This window comes from Streptomyces sp. P3 (genome assembly GCF_003032475.1).
Lineage (GTDB): Bacteria > Actinomycetota > Actinomycetes > Streptomycetales > Streptomycetaceae > Streptomyces.
Genome location: NZ_CP028369.1, coordinates 307,956 through 324,425 on the forward strand (window position 1 = coordinate 307,956; position 16,470 = coordinate 324,425).

Consider the following 16,470-nt stretch of genomic DNA (forward strand, 5'->3'; position numbering starts at 1 on the left):
GGAGGGCCGGGCGGGCGGGGACGGGGGCCGGGTGCCCGGCATCGGCGGGACCGGTTCAGGCAGCCCGGGGCCGAACTCCCCCAGGGGCGCGGGGAACTGCGCGACCAGTCTCAACCCCCCGGCACCGACCGTCGAAGGGGCGCGGGGACCGCGCGGCCGGCACGACAGCTCACCCGCACCCCACCATGACCGGCCGTCCGCGGAACCCGGACGGCCGGCGGAGCGCTACGCGTCCAGGGAGGTCATGACGTGCTTGATGCGGGTGTAGTCGTCGAAGCCGTAGCCCGAGAGGTCCTTGCCGTAGCCGGACTTCTTGAAGCCGCCGTGCGGCATCTCGGCGACCAGCGGGATGTGGGTGTTGATCCACACGCAGCCGAAGTCGAGCTTCTTGGACATCCGCATGGCGCGGCCGTGGTCCTTGGTCCACACCGAGGAGGCGAGCGCGTAGTCGACGCCGTTGGCCCACTCCACCGCCTGCTCCTCGTCGGTGAAGGACTGGACGGTGATGACCGGTCCGAAGACCTCGTTCTGGATGATCTCGTCGTCCTGCTTCAGCCCGGACACCACGGTCGCGGCGTAGAAGTAGCCCTTGTCGCCGACCTGCTTGCCGCCCGCCTCGACCTTGGCGTGCGCGGGCAGCCGCTCGATGAAGCCGGACACCTGCTTGAGCTGGTTGGGGTTGTTCAGCGGGCCGTACAGCACGTCCTCGTCGTCCGGCTGCCCGGTCTTCGTCTCGGACGCGGCCTTCGCGAGCGCGGCCACGAACTCGTCGTGGATGGACTCCTGGACGAGGACGCGGGTGGCGGCCGTGCAGTCCTGGCCGGCGTTGAAGTAGCCCGCCACGGAGATGTCCTCGACCGCCTTGGCGATGTCGGTGTCCTCGAAGACGACGACCGGCGCCTTGCCGCCCAACTCCAGGTGGACGCGCTTGAGGTCCCTGGACGCCGACTCGGCGACCGACATGCCGGCGCGCACCGAGCCGGTGATGGAGGCCATCGCCGGAGTGGGGTGCTCCACCATCAGCCGGCCGGTGTCCCGGTCGCCGGTGACGACGTTGAAGACGCCCTTGGGCAGGATCGAGCCGACGATGTCGGCGATCAGGACGGTGGACGCCGGGGTGGTGTCCGAGGGCTTGAGGACGACCGTGTTGCCCGCCGCGATCGCCGGGGCGAACTTCCACACGGCCATCATCATCGGGTAGTTCCACGGCGCGACCTGCGCGCAGACGCCGACCGGCTCCCGGCGCACGATCGAGGTCATCCCGTCCATGTACTCGCCGGCCGAGCGCCCCTCGAGCATCCGGGCCGCGCCCGCGAAGAAGCGGATCTGGTCGACCATGGGCGGGATCTCCTCGGAGCGGGTGAGCCCGACGGGCTTGCCCGTGTTCTCCACCTCTGCCGCGATGAGTTCCTCGGCGCGCTCCTCGAAGGCGTCCGCGATCTTCAGCAGGGCCTTCTGACGCTCGGCGGGCGTCGTGTCGCGCCAGCCCGGGAACGCCTCGGCGGCGGCGGCCATCGCGGCGTCGACGTCCGCCCGGCCGGACAGCGGTGCGGTCGCGTACGCCTCGCCCGTCGCCGGGTTGACCACCTCGGTGGTCCGTCCGTCGGCGGCGTCCCGGAACTCACCGGCGATGTAATTCCGTAGTTTGCGCATCGGACGCAGCTCGGTGCTCACTGCCGGGCCTCCTGATCGGTTTCTGACTGCTGGGGGTGTCCATGTACTGAGACACCCACCCTAATCCGCTCGCCCACGTTTTCAACACCCCCGATCGCGCCATGGCTGCGGAATCCGCAGATCTCACTCACGTAAACAACGAATTTCATCGCCTCGACCTTGCGGAACTGTCGAGCTGTCGTGCACAGTGACGTCGTGGCCAGTCGAAGCGCAGAGCACAGGGACTCCCGCGAGTCCAGGAACGGCAGCACCCCTCACCTGGATGCCGTCAGCCTCGCCATCATCGAGCAGCTCCAGGAGGACGGCCGCCGGCCGTACGCCGCGATCGGCAAGGCCGTCGGCCTGTCGGAGGCGGCCGTACGCCAGCGCGTCCAGAAGCTGCTCGACCAGGGCGTGATGCAGATCGTCGCCGTCACCGACCCGCTCACCGTGGGCTTCCGGCGGCAGGCGATGGTCGGGATCAACGTCGAGGGCGACGTGGAGTCCATCGCGGAAGCGCTCACCGACATGTCCGAGGTCGAGTACGTGGTGATGACCGCGGGCTCGTTCGACGTCCTCGCCGAGATCGTCTGCGAGGACGACGACCACCTGCTGGACGTCATCAACAAGCGCATCCGGGCCCTGCCGGGCGTGCGCTCCACCGAGAGCTTCGTCTATCTGAAGCTGAAGAAGCAGACCTACATGTGGGGAACCCGATAACCGTGAGGACCCGATAACCGTGAGCACCAAGGACCTCAGCCGCACCGCGTACGACCACCTGTGGATGCACTTCACCCGCATGTCCTCGTACGAGAACTCGCCGGTCCCGACGATCGTCCGGGGCGAGGGCACCTACATCTACGACGACAAGGGCAAGCGCTACCTCGACGGCCTCGCCGGCCTGTTCGTGGTGCAGGCCGGCCACGGGCGCGTGGAACTCGCCGAGGCGGCCTTCAAGCAGGCGCAGGAGCTGGCGTTCTTCCCGGTGTGGTCCTACGCGCACCCGAAGGCCGTGGAACTCGCGGAGCGTCTCGCCGACCACGCGCCGGGCGACCTCAACAAGGTCTTCTTCACCACCGGCGGCGGCGAGGCCGTGGAGACCGCCTGGAAGCTCGCCAAGCAGTACTTCAAGCTGACCGGCAAGCCGACCAAGTACAAGGTCATCTCGCGGGCGGTCGCCTACCACGGCACCCCGCAGGGCGCCCTGTCCATCACCGGCCTGCCCGCTCTCAAGGCGCCCTTCGAGCCGCTCGTCCCAGGCGCGCACAAGGTGCCGAACACCAACATCTACCGCGCCCCGATCCACGGCGACGACCCCGAGGCCTTCGGCCGCTGGGCCGCCGACCAGATCGAGCAGCAGATCCTCTTCGAGGGCCCGGACACGGTCGCCGCGGTCTTCCTCGAGCCGGTCCAGAACGCCGGCGGCTGCTTCCCGCCGCCGCCCGGCTACTTCCGGCGGGTGCGCGAGATCTGCGACCAGTACGACGTGCTGCTCGTCTCGGACGAGGTCATCTGCGCCTTCGGCCGCCTCGGCACGATGTTCGCCTGCGACAAGTTCGGCTACGTCCCGGACATGATCACCTGCGCCAAGGGCATGACCTCGGGCTACTCGCCGATCGGCGCCTGCATCGTCAGCGACCGGCTGGCCGAGCCGTTCTACAAGGGCGACAACACCTTCCTGCACGGCTACACGTTCGGCGGCCACCCGGTCTCGGCCGCGGTCGGCCTGGCCAACCTCGACCTGTTCGAGCGCGAGGGCCTGAACCAGCACGTCCTCGACAACGAGGGCGCGTTCCTGTCCACGCTCCAGAAGCTGCACGACCTGCCGATCGTCGGCGACGTCCGCGGCAACGGCTTCTTCTACGGCATCGAGCTCGTGAAGGACAAGGCCACGAAGGAATCGTTCAACGAGGAGGAGACCGAGCGCGTCCTCTACGGCTACCTCTCGAAGGCCCTGTTCGAGAACGGCCTGTACTGCCGTGCGGACGACCGCGGCGACCCGGTCGTCCAGCTGGCCCCGCCGCTGATCTCCGACCAGGAGACGTTCGACGAGATCGAGCAGATCCTGCGCGCCACCCTGACGGAGGCGTGGACCAAGCTGTGACGTCCACGACGTCAGCCTGATCAGCTGATCAACACCGGCCCCGGAGTCTGCCGTTCGAGTGAGAATCGGCGGTCCGGGGCCGTGTGCTGTCCGGCCTCCCACCGTCGCCTGCCTAGCGTGCCAGTGACCGATCGACCCTGCCTTCGTTCCCCCGCTCGGGGGATCGGCACGGGAACCACAGATCTGAACCGAGGTGTACGCCCATGGAGGCCCCGCCGGACAACGACGTGCTCTGGGCACGCTCCCTGCACTTCACGCACCCCGACGGCTCCCCCGGGCTGGCCGGCGTCTCGATGGGTGTGCGGGAGGGCGAGATCCTCGCCGTCAGCGGGCCCCGTGGCAGTGGCAAGACGACACTGCTGCGCTGTCTGTCCGGACTCGTCCGCGCCTCCCACGGCGAGGTCTGGTTCAACAGCGTCCCCGTACACATGATGCGCCCCTCGGCCCGCGAACGGCTGCGCCGGAACCGCTTCGGCTGGATCGACCCGGTCCCCCTCCTCGTCCCCGAGCTGAACGTCTGGGAGAACGCCGCCCTGCCCCTCATGCTGCGCGGCACCAGCCGCCGCCGGGCCAAGGCCGCCGCACTGGAATGGCTGGAACGCCTGGACATCGGCGACCGGTCCCGGCTGCGACCGCACGAACTCACCCGGGCCGAGCGCCAACGGGTGTGCATCACCCGGGCCCTGGCCCCGGCCCCCTCGGTCCTCTTCGCGGACGAGCCCGCCGCGTCGCTCCACCGCGCGGACCGCGTCCACGTCCTGCGCACCCTGACCTCGGCGGCCCGCGCGCACGGCATCACCGTGGTGCTCGCCACCCACGACACGCAGACCGCGGCACTCGCCGACCGCACGGTCACCCTGCTGGACGGGCGCCGGGTCGACACGGTCCATCTGCCGCCGGTCACGGAGCCGGAAGGCCGGGAAGCCGCGTGCTCGCTCTCCGTCTGACCCGCAGCGCCCACCCCACCGTCCAGCTCCGCCGGCTCCTGGTGGCGGCGGCCTCGGCGGGCACCGGCTTCCTCCTGCTGAGCACTCTCGGCCACGCGCTCACCCACCCCGAGGCGCCGGCGTCCGCCGCGCTCCGGCTCGCCTGGTGTGCCGCTCCCCTGGCCGCCACGGTCTACCTCGCCCGGGCGGTCGCCCGCACCGATCCCGGGACCCGTCCACGCCCCGGCCTCGCGGCGATCGGCCTGGGGCCGACCCGCCTCATGGTCGTCTCGGCGACAACGACGGTCCTGTCGACGCTGCTCGGGTCGATGCTGGCCCTGCTCCTCTTCCTCCACCTCCGCGGCGACCTCACGGGCATGCCGTTCGACGGGGTGGCGAGCGACTTCCTGGCGGCGAGCCGCCCGCTGCCCCTGCCGGCCGCGCTGACCCTCCTCTCGCTGGTCCCCGCCGCCTCGGCCGTGACGGTGGCGCTGATGCTCCGCCCCAGGGACGCGCGCGTGGCGGCCCGGGCGAACCCGGGACCACTCGGCCGCTTCGGCGCACCCGACGCCCAGGGTCCGGGGAAGACGGTCGGCGCGCACGGCGGACACGGCGCCAACCGCACAGCGGCGCCCCGCGCACCCCGGCCGTCCGCCGACGGAGAACCCCGGCGCGGCGCTCGCACCGCGGCCAGCCGGCGCGACGACGACCGCGCCGACCACGCACCCACCGACCCGACCGCGGACGGCACCGAGGGCCCCGACGGCCCGGGTGCGCGCGAACGTTCCGCGCGGAGGACCGCCGCCCGCGAGGACGGGACGGCGACCGCCGAGGACCGTGCCGACCGGGCAGGAGACGGCCGGGCCCACCGCACACCCGACGGCCGCACCGAACCCGACGGCCGGACCACCACCGACGCGGGCGCCGCGGCCACGGGCGCCGGGGCCGCCCCTTCGGCGGGCGACGACTCCCGGGCCGCACACCTGCGAGGTTCCCGGCTGTCCGACGGCGACGGTGACCGGCCGCCGCTCCGCCGCACCGTCCCGGCCGCCGTCGGCCGAACCGCCCGGACGGCGGCGACCGAACGCCTCACCCGTCCCGCCGGCCCGGACGTCCGCCCCACGAACGGTCGGCCCGGCCCGGCGGCCGAGGACCGCCCGGCCGCGGGGGGTCGCGCGGCGGCTCCGCGCACCGCCGCGGACGTCGCGCCGCAGGGGCGGGCCGACGAGACCACTCCGCGGGGGGACGGCGACCACGCGGAGGACCAGGCCGGCTCCGCGTTCCACGCCTCGCAGAGCCCCCCTGCCCCCGACCCCACCGCCCTCCCCTGGGGAGCCGCGCTCCTCGCCGCCGGGCTGGCGGCGGAGGGGTACGCGAGCCGGACCGTCGGCGGCGGCGGGCTCCCCCTGCCCGGCGGCCTGCCCGAGGGCCCCGCCGCCGTGTTCTTCGGCTGGACCCTCACAGTCGTGGGCCTCGCTCTCGTCGGCCCGGGACTCACCCACTTCGGCGGCCGCGTGCTGCAGGCGGCCCGTCCCGGCGCCCTGCGCCTCCTCGCGGGCCGAGGGCTGATGCAGGAGGCGTCCAGGATCGGCCGCCCCCTTGGGGTGGTCTGCGCGGTGGCCTCGGGCGCGTACACGATGGCCGCGCTGCACGACCCGGCCGACCCGTCCTTCGGCCCGCTGTCCACACTGGGCGCCCTGGTCGTGGTGGTCTGCACCGTGGCGACGCTCCTGACATCGGCCGTGGAGGCCCGGCAGGCCCGCGCCGACACCACCGCCGCCCTGCTGCGTCTCGGCGCTCCGCCCAGGACGCTGCGCAGCGCCGCCGCTCTGCGCGTCGGCGCCCTGCTGGCGCTCTTCGTCCCGCTCACCCTGGTCGTGGCCGAGCTGGCGGCCCTCCCGCTGGCCCGCTGAGACACCGTCCGAAAAACCTCCCGCACCCCGATGAGTTCTCCGCGACACCCCGGTCTACCCCACCGAACAGCACATCTGAACGACACGAACCCCTTGGGAGAGCGCGATGACCACCCAGGCCTACCAGCAGATGATCTTCGTGAACCTGCCCGTCGACGACCTCGACGCGTCCAAGAAGTTCTTCACGGAGCTCGGTTACGGGATCAACCCGCAGTTCAGCGACGACAACGCGGCCTCCGTGGTGATCAGCGACACGATCGTCGCGATGCTGCTCACCAAGCCGTTCTACTCGACCTTCACCAAGAAGGAGATCGCGGACGCCTCGAAGACCAGCGAGGTCCTGATCGCGCTGAGCGCGGAGAGCCGCGAGAAGGTCGACGAGCTGGTGGACCGCGCGCTGACCCTCGGCGGCTCCCCCAGCGGCCAGACCCAGGACATGGGTTTCATGTACGGCCGTTCCTTCGACGACCTCGACGGCCACACCTGGGAGGTCGTGTGGATGGACCCGTCGGCCGTCCAGGGCTGACCCTCGGGCGGCAGCCCCCGGTCCCGCACGCCGGCACCGGGCAGGGGCGGGCGTATCCGACGGCGCCCACCCGGCCGTTCCTGCGGCGACTCGCCCGGGAGCGGAATACGACGTCCCGTTTAGGCCTTGTTGACCGGATCGAGAAGGTCCGGGAGGCGCCGAAACGTCTCGGCGGTTAATAAGAGGGCAAAGTCAACCCCTCGGGAGACTCCCCGGATTGACACTTCTTATGAAACGCTTATAGACCTGTGGGTCTGCTGGGGATGGTGACGCACTCGGCTCACCGGGGGCGCCATCTCCCCCTCCACCCCCCGCAGTTGCGCTTCCCGTAAAGGACAAACGTGTCCCTTTCCCGCCGTATCACCGCCCGTTCGGTGCGTATCCTCGGTGTCGCCGCGGCTTCCGCCGCCCTCTCGTTGAGCGTCTCGGGCACCGCGCTGGCCAGCGAGATAGGCGACTTCTCCGCCGCGGCCGCCTGCGACGGTGCCAAGGGCGTCATCACCATCACCGACAAGGACACCACCGGTGCCCCGGCCGTCGTCACCGTCTTCCTCGAGAACAACGGCGCCGACCTCCGCCAGGTCGGCACCGAACAGCCCGTCAAGGGCTCGAAGAAGGGCGTCACCGTCTCCTTCGCCGAGGACTGGGAGCCGGGCGCGATCTACCGGATCCACGTCAAGGCCGTCAAGGGCAAGAAGGTTTTGGTGGACGCCGACATCAACGCCGGTGAGAACCTGACCACCCCGGCCAAGGCGTGCGCGGCCGACACCTCCACGCCGACCGGCACCCCGTCCTCCACTCCGTCCTCCACGCCGTCGCGCACCACCGTGCCGCCGGCCGAGACGGCCACCGCCCTGCCCTCGCCGTCCGACTCGGCGAACGACAGCTCCGCGCCCGGCGCGCCCTCCGTGAGCAACGCGCCCTCGGCCGCGGTCCAGGAGTCCAACCTCGCCGAGACCGGCGCCGGTTCCAACACCGGCCTGATCGTCGGCGTCGCGGCCGCGCTGGTCGTCGTCGGCGGTGGCGCGGTCTTCTTCGGCATGCGTCGCCGCGGGTCCAGCCACCGCTGACCGCACGACGGACACACGCGTGCGCGGCCCGTCCCTCATGGGGGGCGGGCCGCCCGCATGTCCGAGGCGGCCCGCTCCCCGGCTCGCTCAGCCGAACGCGGTGTTCTCCAGCCAGAACTCCAGCACCGCGCGCTCGCCCAGCACTTCCAGCCCGGGGCTGTCCGGCGGCAACCGTCGGTAGAAGGCGAGCAGGACGGAGGTGAGCGGACCGCGCAGCACGACCGTGGCGGTCGCCGACAGATCCGCGTCGGAGGTCACCACTTCCCTCAACCGGTCTGTCCGGCGGGCGATTTCGTCGCAGTGCCGATCATGTGTGAGAAGGGTCATGGAGGTACACCGTAGGGGGCGGCGGATCAGTCCAGCACCACGATGTCGGCCGAGTCGAAGGAGACTCCCACGGCGTCCCCGACCTCGGGTGCGTCCCGCAGCGCGCACGCCGCCTCGAGCGTCGGCGCGCCCTGCGGCTGCAGGCGGACGGTGACATGGGTGCCGCGGAAGGTGCGCGCGGCGACCGTGCAGCGCAGCCCCTCCTCCGCGCCGGCCAGGCGGACCCCGGCGGGCCGCACGAGCAGCGTGCGCGCCCCCTGACCGGACCCGGCCGGCACCGGCACCTTCCCCCACGGCGTGACCGCCGCCTCGCCCGTGACGGTCGCCGCCACCACGTTGTCGAAGCCGAGGAAGCGGGCCACGAACGCGTCCGCGGGCCGTTGCCACACCTCGAGGGGCGTGCCCGACTGGGCGATCCGGCCGTCCCGCATCACCACCACCCGGTCGGCGAGTGCGAACGCCTCGCCCTGGTCGTGCGTGACCGCGAGCACGGTCGTACCCAACCGGCCGAACAGCTCCCGCAGTTCGACGACGAGGCGCTCGCGCAGGGACCGGTCGAGCTGCCCGAGCGGCTCGTCGAGCATCAGCAGCCGGGGCCGCGGGGCGAGCGCCCGGGCCAGCGCCACCCGCTGCTGCTCACCGCCGGAGAGCGCGGCCACGGCGCGGTTCGCCGCCCCCGGCAGCCCGACCAGCTCGAGCAACTCCCGCACCCGGTCGCCCCGTCCGCCCTTCGGCATACCGCGCATCCGCAGCCCGAAGGCGACGTTGCCGCCGACGTCCCGCTGCGGGAACAGCTGGTGGTCCTGGAACATCAGCCCGAGCTCCCGCTTGTGCGCGGGCACCCCGGCCTGGTCGCGTCCGTCCAGCGACACCCGTCCGAAGTCGAGCGGCTGGAGCCCGGCGACCGCCCGCAGCAGCGTCGACTTGCCGCTGCCGCTGGGCCCGAGCACACACACCACCTCGTGCTCGGCGACCGCGAGGTCGACCTCGTCGAGGACGGCGCGCCCGCCGAACCGCACGGTCGCGCGTTCCAGCTCCAGCAGCATCAGAACTCCCCCGTCCGGTCGGTCCGCAGTCGCTCCAGCACCAGCAACGCCACCGTGCACACCACCATCAGAATCGTCGAAAGGGCCATCGCCTGCCCGTAGTTGAGCTCTCCGGCCCGGCCGAGCAGCCGCGCCACGGCGACCGGCAGGGTCGGGTTGTCGGGCCGCGCGATGAACACGGTCGCCCCGAACTCCCCCAGCGACACCGCGAAGGCGAACCCGGCCGCGACGAGCAGCGCCCGCCGCACCAACGGCAGGTCCACCTCCCGCCAGACCCGCCACGGGGACGCGCCCAGTACTGCTGCGGCCTCCCGCAGCCGCTGGTCCACCGCCCTCAGCACCGGCAGCATGGTCCGCACGACGAAGGGGACGCCGACCAGCGCCTGCGCGAGCGGGACGAGGATCCAACTGGTCCGCAGGTCCAGCGGAGGCTCGTCCAGCGCGATCAGGAAGCCGAATCCGACGGTCACCGCCGACACGCCCAACGGCAGCATCAGCAACGCGTCGAAACCGCGTACCAGCCGTCCGGCGTCCCGTCGGGTGAGCGCGGCCGCGGCGAGCCCGCCGACGAACACGGCGATGACGGTGGCGACGACGGCGTACTCCAGCGAGTTGCCGATCGCGTCGATCGGCGGGACGAGGAAGACATTGCCTTCGTCGCTGGTCAGCGCACGGTAATAGGCGAAGTCGGACCCGCCGAACGAGCGTTGCACCAACACCGCGAGCGGCAGCACCAGCAGCACGGCGATCGTGGCGAGCACCCCTGCCAGCAGCGCCCACTGCCCCGCCCCACGCGGCCTGCGCACCGTGCCCGCCGCGTCGACCAGGCGCAGCGCGGACTCCCGTCGGCGCACCGTCCAGGCGTGCACGGCGAGGATCGCGCCGACGGCGGCGAACTGGACGATGGTGAGGACGGCGGCCGTCGGCAGGTCGAAGAGCTCGGAGGTCTGCCGGTAGATCTCCACCTCGAGGGTGGAGAAGGTGGGGCCGCCGAGGATCTGCACCACGCCGAACGAGGTGAAGGTGAAGAGGAACACCATCAGCGCGGCGGCGGCGACGGCGGGTCCGAGCGCCGGCAGGGTGACCGTGCGCCAGGCCCGCAGGCGGGACGCGCCCAGCATCCGCGCCGCCTCTTCCTGCCGGGGGTCCAGCTGCGCCCACAGCCCGCCCACGGTCCGTACGACAACCGCGTAGTTGAAGAACACGTGCGCCAGCAGGATCGCCCACACCGTGGTGTCCAGCCGTACGCCCCACAGCTCGTCGAGCAACCCGCCGCGGCCGACCAGGGCCAGGAACGCCGTGCCGACGACGACCGTCGGCAGCACGAACGGCACGGTGACGACGGCCCGCAGCACCTGCTTCCCCGGGAACTCGAACCGCGCGAAGACATACGCGGCGGGTAGGGCGACCAGCAGGGTGAGCGCGGTGGAGGCCAGCGCCTGCCAGAGGGTGAACCACAGGACGTGCCGGATGTCGGACTGCGCGAGCACGTCCCACACCCGCCCGAACCGCCAGGAGCCGTCGGCATCCAGCCCCCGGGCGACGATGGCGGCGACCGGGTAGGCGAAGAAGACCGCGAAGAACGCGACGGGCACGGCCAGGAGACCGAGCCGCACCGCCGCGCTCCCCCGGGCGCCGCGGGAACCCTTGGCGGCGCCGACTCCCCCGGCACCGCCGGCTCCTTCGGCTCCTTCGGCCGGGGCTACTTCAGTACGATCGAGGTCCACGACTTGACCCACTGGTCGCGACGGTCGGCGATCTTCGCCGGGTCCATGGTCTCGGGGTGCTCGGCCGCGGGCCCGTACTGAGTGAACTCGGCGGGCACGGCCGCGCCCTTCACCACCGGGTAGACGAACATGTTCAGCGGCATGTCCTGCTGGAACTCCTTGCCGATCAGGAAGTCGATCAGCGCCTTGCCGCCCTTGGCGTTCTCCGCGTTGCTCAGCAGCCCGGCGAACTCGACCTGCCGGAAGCAGGTGCCGGTCGCGACGCCGGTGGGTGCGGTGGCCGGCTTGGGGTCGCCGAAGACCACCTCGGCGGGCGGCGAGGAGGCGTAGGAGACGACGAGCGGACGGTCGCCCTTGGCCTTCTTGCCGCCGGCGGACCCGGAGAACTCCACGGTGTAGGCCTGGTCCCAGCTGTCGACGACCTTCACCCCGTTCGCCTTGAGCTTCTTCCAGTAGCCCTCCCAGCCCGTGTCGCCGTACTGCGCGGCCGTGCCGAGCACGAAGCCGAGACCGGGCGAGGAGGTGGAGGCGTTCTCGGTGACGAGGAGGTCCTTGTACGCGGGCTTGACCAGGTCGTCGAAGGTGGCCGGCGGTGCCAGCTCGTGCTCGGTGAAGTACGCCTTGTCGTAGTTGACGCAGATGTCGCCGAAGTCGATGGGCGTCACGCGGTGCTTGCCGGCGTCCAGCTGGTACGGGGTGCCGACCTGGTCCAGCCCCTTCGCCTCGTACGGCTGGAACAGCCCGTTGTCGAGGGCGCGGGAGAGAAGGGTGTTGTCGATGCCGAAGAAGACGTCGCCCTGCGGGTGGTCCTTGGTGAGGATCGCCTTGTTGACGGCCTGCCCGGCGTCGCCGTCCTTGAGGACCTTCACCCGGTAGCCGGACTGCTTCTCGAAGTCGGCCAGCACGCTCTTGGAGACGGCCCACGAGTTGTGGCTGACGAGGGTGACGGTCTTGGATTCCGCCGCCGTGCCCGTCGCGTCCGTCGACGACCCGCACGCGGAGAGCGCGACCAGGCCGAGCCCGACGGCCGCGGCGACGAAGGTCTTGTTCTGCACTGGTTTTCCTCCTGGGCTGGACCAGGAAGAGACGCGGCCCTGCCCGGTGTCCACGCGGGACACCGGGCAGGGCGCAACAGCTCGAGTGATGACCGAACTTCCTACCCAGAATGACCTGGGCGAGGTTCAGAGGGTCTGCGGCCCGGTTGCCGCACTCTCAGCGCTGTGGCGCTCCCCTGTCGGAATATGAAGATGTCCGAATCTGACGATGTGATGTGGCCAGATTACCTCTCCGTGGCCGCGAGCTGACCACAGGCGCCGTCGATCTCCTGACCACGGGTGTCCCGGACGGTGACCGGCACCCCGTGGGCGGCGATCGCCTCGACGAACGCCTTCTCGTCCTCGGGCCGGGACGCCGTCCACTTCGAGCCCGGGGTCGGGTTCAGCGGGATCAGGTTGACGTGCACGGGCTTGCCGCGCAGCAGCCGGCCGAGCCGGTCGCCACGCCAGGCCTGGTCGTTGATGTCCCTGATCAGCGCGTACTCGATGGACAGCCGGCGGCCGGAGCGCTCGGTGTACTCGAACCCGGCGTCCAGTACCTCGCGCACCTTCCACCGCGTGTTCACGGGGACGAGCGTGTCGCGCAGCTCGTCGTCAGGGGCGTGCAGGGAGATCGCGAGCCGGCACTTGAAGCCCTCGTCGACGAACCGGTGGATGGCCGGCACGAGACCGACGGTCGACACGGTGATCCCCCGCTGGGAGAGCCCGAGCCCGTCGGGTGCCGGGTCGGTCAGCGCGCGGATGGCGTTGACGACCCGCTTGTAGTTGGCGAGCGGCTCGCCCATCCCCATGAAGACGATGTTCGACAGCCGCGCCGGCCCGCCGGGAACCTCCCCGTCGCGCAGCGCCCGCATCCCGTCGACGATCTGGTGCACGATCTCGGCGGTGGACAGGTTCCGGTCGAGCCCCGCCTGCCCGGTCGCGCAGAACGGGCAGTTCATCCCGCATCCGGCCTGCGAGCTGATGCACATGGTCACCCGGTCCGGGTACCGCATCAGCACCGACTCCACGAGCGTGCCGTCGAACAGCCGCCACAGCGTCTTGCGCGTGGTCCCCTGGTCCGTCGACAGGTGCCGCACGACCGACATCAGGTCCGGCAACAGCGCCTCGCGCAGCTTCTCGCGGGAACCGGCGGGGATGTCGGTCCACTCCGCCGGGTCGTGCGCGTAGCGCGCGAAGTAGTGCTGCGACAGCTGCTTGGCACGAAAGGGCTTCTCCCCGACCTCCGCCACGGCCTCCTTCCGCTCGGCGGGCGAGAGATCGGCAAGATGCCGCGGCGGCTTCTGAGCTCCGCGGGGGGCGACGAATGTGAGTTCTCCGGGCTTAGGCATAACACGACCAGTGTCGCAGATCATCTCCGGGGGCCCAGGCCAGAGGGGGGTGGGGGTGGTCACCCCTCGGTGACGTCTGTCGGCGTCGGTCGGCTTCGGACGGCTCAGGAACGGCCCCGGGACTCAGCCGGCCCCTGACCGGCCGTGCCCGGACAGCGACGCCACCGCCCGTCACTCCGGCGGCACGGGAGCAAGTGCAGCACCAGGTTCTGCCCTGCGGGAGCTCCGAGCACGTGCGGGTTCACCAGCACGTCCTCGCCGTCACGTCGACGCGGCCCCGTGTTCCAGCCGGTCCTTCAGCAACCGCTCGTTGTTCGGCAGTTCCCTGCGGACCTGGTGACGGACCACGAGGGGCAGCAGAACCTTGCCGACGCCCTTGCCCTCGAAGTCGAGATCCAGGGTCACCCGGGATCGGCGACCGTCGTCGAGCGGAGTGATCTCACCCTGCACTCTTCCGCGGATGGGTCCGTCGAGGCCCTTCAGACCCCAGGCATGCGGTGGGTCGTACTCCGTGTACTCCATGGTCATCGGCAGCTCCCGGCGGCCGATGTGCCGGGTGATCCGCACCCGGGAGCCGACACCGACGGGCCCGGGATCCACCGCATGCGCCGAGATCGCGCTCTGCTGCCATTCGGGCAGGTGGGAAGGGTCGACGACATACGCCCATACGTCCTCGGGGCTGCGGTCGACATCTATCGATTCGCGGAAGTGGGACATGAAAGCCGCCCTTTCGAGAGACCCCCCAAAACACTGGAGACCTCCTCCCTCACCAGAATCGTCCCACTCGGCCGCTCACCGGGCCACGGCAACGGGCCCCCGCCCCGAAGAACGGAGCAGAGGCCCGCACGAGCCGTCGACACGCCGTCGTCAGCTCGAACCCGCGAACAGGACGAACAGGGCCCAGACCACCGGTGCCGTCGGCAGGAGACTGTCCAGGCGGTCCATGATGCCGCCGTGGCCCGGGAGCAGGGTGCCCATGTCCTTGATGCCCAGATCCCGCTTGATCATGGACTCGCCCAGGTCGCCGAGTGTGGCGCTGACCGCGACGGCGAAGCCGAGCAACAGACCCTGCCACCAGGTGCCGTCGTCGATCAGGAACTCCATGCACAGCGCACCGGCGACCATCGCGAACGACACCGCGCCGAGCAGGCCCTCGCGGGTCTTGCCGGGGCTGATGCGCGGGGCGAGCTTGGTCTTGCCGAAGCGCCAGCCGACGGCGTACGCGCCCGTGTCGCTGACGACCGTCAGGAGCAGGAAGATCAGGACGCGGAAGGCGCCGTCGTCGGCGGTGAGCATCAGGGCGACGAACGTGGCCAGGAACGGAACGTAGAAGGCCGCGAAGACGCCGGCGGTGACGTCCTTGAGGTAACCCTCGGGCGGTTCGGTCATACGCCAGACCAGCACCGCGAGCGCGGTGAGGGCCATGGCGACCCAGGCGCCCTCGGGGCCCCGGACGTATCCGGCGACGACCATCGCGGCCCCGCCGACCGCGAGCGGCACGAGCGGCGCCCTGATGCCCTTGCGCTCCTGCAGCCTGCTGGTCAGCTCCCACAGACCCACGACGACGGCGACCGCTATCACTCCGACGAACACGGCCTTGACGACGAACAGCGACGCGACGATCACCGCGCCGAGCCCGACGCCGACCCCTATGGCCGCGCCCAGGTCTCGGCCCGCGCTCTTCTTCTGCGGTGCGGGCGCAGGCTGGGGGGCGTGGGGCATGGGCTCCGGATTCTGCGGCACCGCCGCAGGGGGCTGTGCCGACGGGGTGTCGTTGACGCGGGCGGCGTTGCCGTAGGGCTGGGTGCCGTAGGGCGCGCCGCCGTAGTTCTCGTCTCGGAACAAGGGGCCGCCCGGCCGAGCGGCCCCCCGGTCGTCATCCTGGTGACCGCCGTGTGCGGGTGCGTCGGGGACGATGGGCATGGGGCGAGTCTGCTGCGCCTCAGGCGCATCGTACGCGGGACCCGCCGGGGCGGCCCCCTGGACAGGTCCCTGCCCCTGGTCGACGGGCCCCCAGTACCCGGCCCTCGGTCCGGCGTGCGGCGGTGAGCCCCAGGAAGAGTCGTTCATCAGACCTCGAGCAGCTCTGATTCCTTGTGCTTCAGGAGCTCGTCCACCTGGGCGACGTACTTCGCGGTGGTGTCGTCGAGCTCCTTCTCCGCACGGCGGCCCTCGTCCTCGCCGACCTCGCCGTCCTTGACGAGCTTGTCGATCGCGTCCTTGGCCTTGCGGCGGACCGCGCGGATGGACACCTTGGCGTCCTCGCCCTTGCCCTTGGCGACCTTGATGTAGTCGCGGCGGCGCTCCTCGGTCAGCTCGGGGAACACCACGCGGATGATGTTGCCGTCGTTGCTCGGGTTGACGCCCAGGTCGGAGTCGCGGATCGCCTGCTCGATGTTGCGCAGCGCGGTCTTGTCGAACGGGGTCACCACCGCCATGCGCGGCTCCGGCACGGAGAACGAGGCCAGCTGGTTGATCGGCGTCGGTGCACCGTAGTAGTCGGCGACGATCTTGTTGAACATCGCCGGGTGCGCACGGCCGGTGCGGATCGCGGCGAAGTCCTCCTTGGCGACGACGACGGCCTTCTCCATCTTCTCCTCGGCCTCGAGGAGGGTCTCTTCGATCACCACTTGCTCCTGCGTGTCTTGAGTAGGCCCGGCTGCGGATCCTTGCGGGGCGGCGGCCGGCTGCGTCGCGTCTTCTTCCTGCACGGTTCCCGACCGGCAGGACATTGTCCATCCCCCGACCAGGGTCCGCCCCCCGGTCAGGTGTTGTCGTGCGAAACCGGGATT

At 71.2% G+C, this 16,470-nt stretch carries 14 protein-coding genes, 2 pseudogenes and 1 riboswitch; of the genes and pseudogenes, 7 read left to right on the forward strand and 9 right to left on the reverse strand.

The genetic code is table 11. The features are described from left to right. Positions 1 to 225: 225 nt before the first annotated feature. Positions 226 to 1,674 (reverse strand): gamma-aminobutyraldehyde dehydrogenase, encoded by a 1,449-nt coding sequence (locus tag C6376_RS01165; RefSeq protein ID WP_107441689.1) that lies wholly within the window; start codon positions 1,672 to 1,674, stop codon positions 226 to 228. Positions 1,675 to 1,854: 180 nt separating this feature from the next. On the opposite strand from C6376_RS01165, the gene C6376_RS01170 reads away from it, so the two are divergent. The 7 genes and pseudogenes from C6376_RS01170 to C6376_RS01200 all read left to right on the forward strand — a co-directional run bounded on the left by C6376_RS01170 (position 1,855) and on the right by C6376_RS01200 (position 8,192). Continuing rightward, the gene (locus tag C6376_RS01170) at positions 1,855 to 2,373 is read left to right on the forward strand and encodes an Lrp/AsnC family transcriptional regulator (RefSeq protein ID WP_057580545.1); all 519 of its coding nucleotides are present in this window, start codon (positions 1,855 to 1,857) and stop codon (positions 2,371 to 2,373) included. Positions 2,374 to 2,392: 19 nt separating this feature from the next. Further along, positions 2,393 to 3,757 (forward strand): aspartate aminotransferase family protein, encoded by a 1,365-nt coding sequence (locus C6376_RS01175; RefSeq protein ID WP_107441690.1) that lies wholly within the window; start codon positions 2,393 to 2,395, stop codon positions 3,755 to 3,757. Between the two features lie 203 nt (positions 3,758 to 3,960). Then, positions 3,961 to 4,704 carry an ABC transporter ATP-binding protein gene (locus C6376_RS01180; RefSeq protein ID WP_107441691.1) on the forward strand — a complete coding sequence of 248 codons (744 nt, stop codon included), beginning with the start codon at positions 3,961 to 3,963 and terminating at the stop codon, positions 4,702 to 4,704. Beyond that, positions 4,686 to 5,195: pseudogene (locus tag C6376_RS01185) on the forward strand (hypothetical protein); the annotation flags it as partial. The gene C6376_RS01180 and the pseudogene C6376_RS01185, both read left to right, overlap by 19 nt. Before the next feature lie 810 nt (positions 5,196 to 6,005). Further along, positions 6,006 to 6,596: pseudogene (locus C6376_RS01190) on the forward strand (hypothetical protein); the annotation flags it as partial. Between the two features lie 106 nt (positions 6,597 to 6,702). Beyond that, positions 6,703 to 7,122: a VOC family protein gene (locus C6376_RS01195; RefSeq protein WP_107441692.1), complete on the forward strand. Its 420-nt coding sequence runs from the start codon at positions 6,703 to 6,705 to the stop codon at positions 7,120 to 7,122. A gap of 341 nt (positions 7,123 to 7,463) precedes the next feature. Next, a complete protein-coding gene (locus C6376_RS01200; RefSeq protein ID WP_107441693.1) occupies positions 7,464 to 8,192 on the forward strand; it encodes an LAETG motif-containing sortase-dependent surface protein in 729 nt (242 codons plus the stop codon). Positions 8,193 to 8,279: 87 nt separating this feature from the next. On the opposite strand, the gene C6376_RS43660 is transcribed toward C6376_RS01200, so the two are convergent. The 8 genes from C6376_RS43660 to frr form a co-directional block, all read right to left on the reverse strand. Continuing rightward, positions 8,280 to 8,519 (reverse strand): hypothetical protein, encoded by a 240-nt coding sequence (locus tag C6376_RS43660; RefSeq protein WP_159083136.1) that lies wholly within the window; start codon positions 8,517 to 8,519, stop codon positions 8,280 to 8,282. Between the two features lie 26 nt (positions 8,520 to 8,545). Then, on the reverse strand, positions 8,546 to 9,565 hold the full coding sequence (locus C6376_RS01205) for an ABC transporter ATP-binding protein (protein ID WP_107441694.1): 1,020 nt from the start codon (positions 9,563 to 9,565) through the stop codon (positions 8,546 to 8,548). After that, a complete protein-coding gene (locus C6376_RS01210) occupies positions 9,565 to 11,181 on the reverse strand; it encodes an iron ABC transporter permease (protein WP_107441695.1) in 1,617 nt (538 codons plus the stop codon). Before C6376_RS01210 ends, C6376_RS01205 begins: the two co-directional genes overlap by 1 nt. 86 nt (positions 11,182 to 11,267) lie before the next feature. Then, entirely contained in the window at positions 11,268 to 12,347 is a 1,080-nt protein-coding gene (locus tag C6376_RS01215) for a thiamine ABC transporter substrate binding subunit (protein ID WP_107441696.1), read from the reverse strand. 80 nt (positions 12,348 to 12,427) lie between these two features. After that, a riboswitch (TPP riboswitch) is annotated at positions 12,428 to 12,535 on the reverse strand. 36 nt (positions 12,536 to 12,571) lie between these two features. Further along, positions 12,572 to 13,678 carry a 23S rRNA (adenine(2503)-C(2))-methyltransferase RlmN gene (rlmN, locus tag C6376_RS01220; protein WP_107441697.1) on the reverse strand — a complete coding sequence of 369 codons (1,107 nt, stop codon included), beginning with the start codon at positions 13,676 to 13,678 and terminating at the stop codon, positions 12,572 to 12,574. A 261-nt stretch (positions 13,679 to 13,939) separates the two neighbouring features. After that, positions 13,940 to 14,395, reverse strand: coding sequence for an SRPBCC family protein (locus C6376_RS01225; RefSeq protein WP_107441698.1), 456 nt, complete (start codon positions 14,393 to 14,395; stop codon positions 13,940 to 13,942). Between the two features lie 150 nt (positions 14,396 to 14,545). Next, positions 14,546 to 15,748: a phosphatidate cytidylyltransferase gene (locus C6376_RS01230; protein ID WP_107441699.1), complete on the reverse strand. Its 1,203-nt coding sequence runs from the start codon at positions 15,746 to 15,748 to the stop codon at positions 14,546 to 14,548. Further along, positions 15,748 to 16,305, reverse strand: a complete 558-nt coding sequence (gene frr, locus C6376_RS01235; protein ID WP_107448712.1) for a ribosome recycling factor — start codon at positions 16,303 to 16,305, stop codon at positions 15,748 to 15,750. Before frr ends, C6376_RS01230 begins: the two co-directional genes overlap by 1 nt. Between the last annotated feature and the right edge of the window lie 165 nt (positions 16,306 to 16,470).

Bases quoted from the DNA above. Each gene is read 5' to 3' on its own strand.
- C6376_RS01195 (WP_107441692.1), top strand. From the start codon at position 6,703: ATGACCACCCAGGCCTACCAGCAGATGATCTTCGTGAACCTGCCCGTC.
- rlmN (WP_107441697.1), bottom strand. From the start codon at position 13,678: ATGCCTAAGCCCGGAGAACTCACATTCGTCGCCCCCCGCGGAGCTCAG.
- C6376_RS43660 (WP_159083136.1), bottom strand. From the start codon at position 8,519: ATGACCCTTCTCACACATGATCGGCACTGCGACGAAATCGCCCGCCGG.
- C6376_RS01180 (WP_107441691.1), top strand. From the start codon at position 3,961: ATGGAGGCCCCGCCGGACAACGACGTGCTCTGGGCACGCTCCCTGCAC.
- C6376_RS01205 (WP_107441694.1), bottom strand. From the start codon at position 9,565: ATGCTGCTGGAGCTGGAACGCGCGACCGTGCGGTTCGGCGGGCGCGCC.
- C6376_RS01225 (WP_107441698.1), bottom strand. From the start codon at position 14,395: ATGTCCCACTTCCGCGAATCGATAGATGTCGACCGCAGCCCCGAGGAC.
- C6376_RS01230 (WP_107441699.1), bottom strand. From the start codon at position 15,748: ATGAACGACTCTTCCTGGGGCTCACCGCCGCACGCCGGACCGAGGGCC.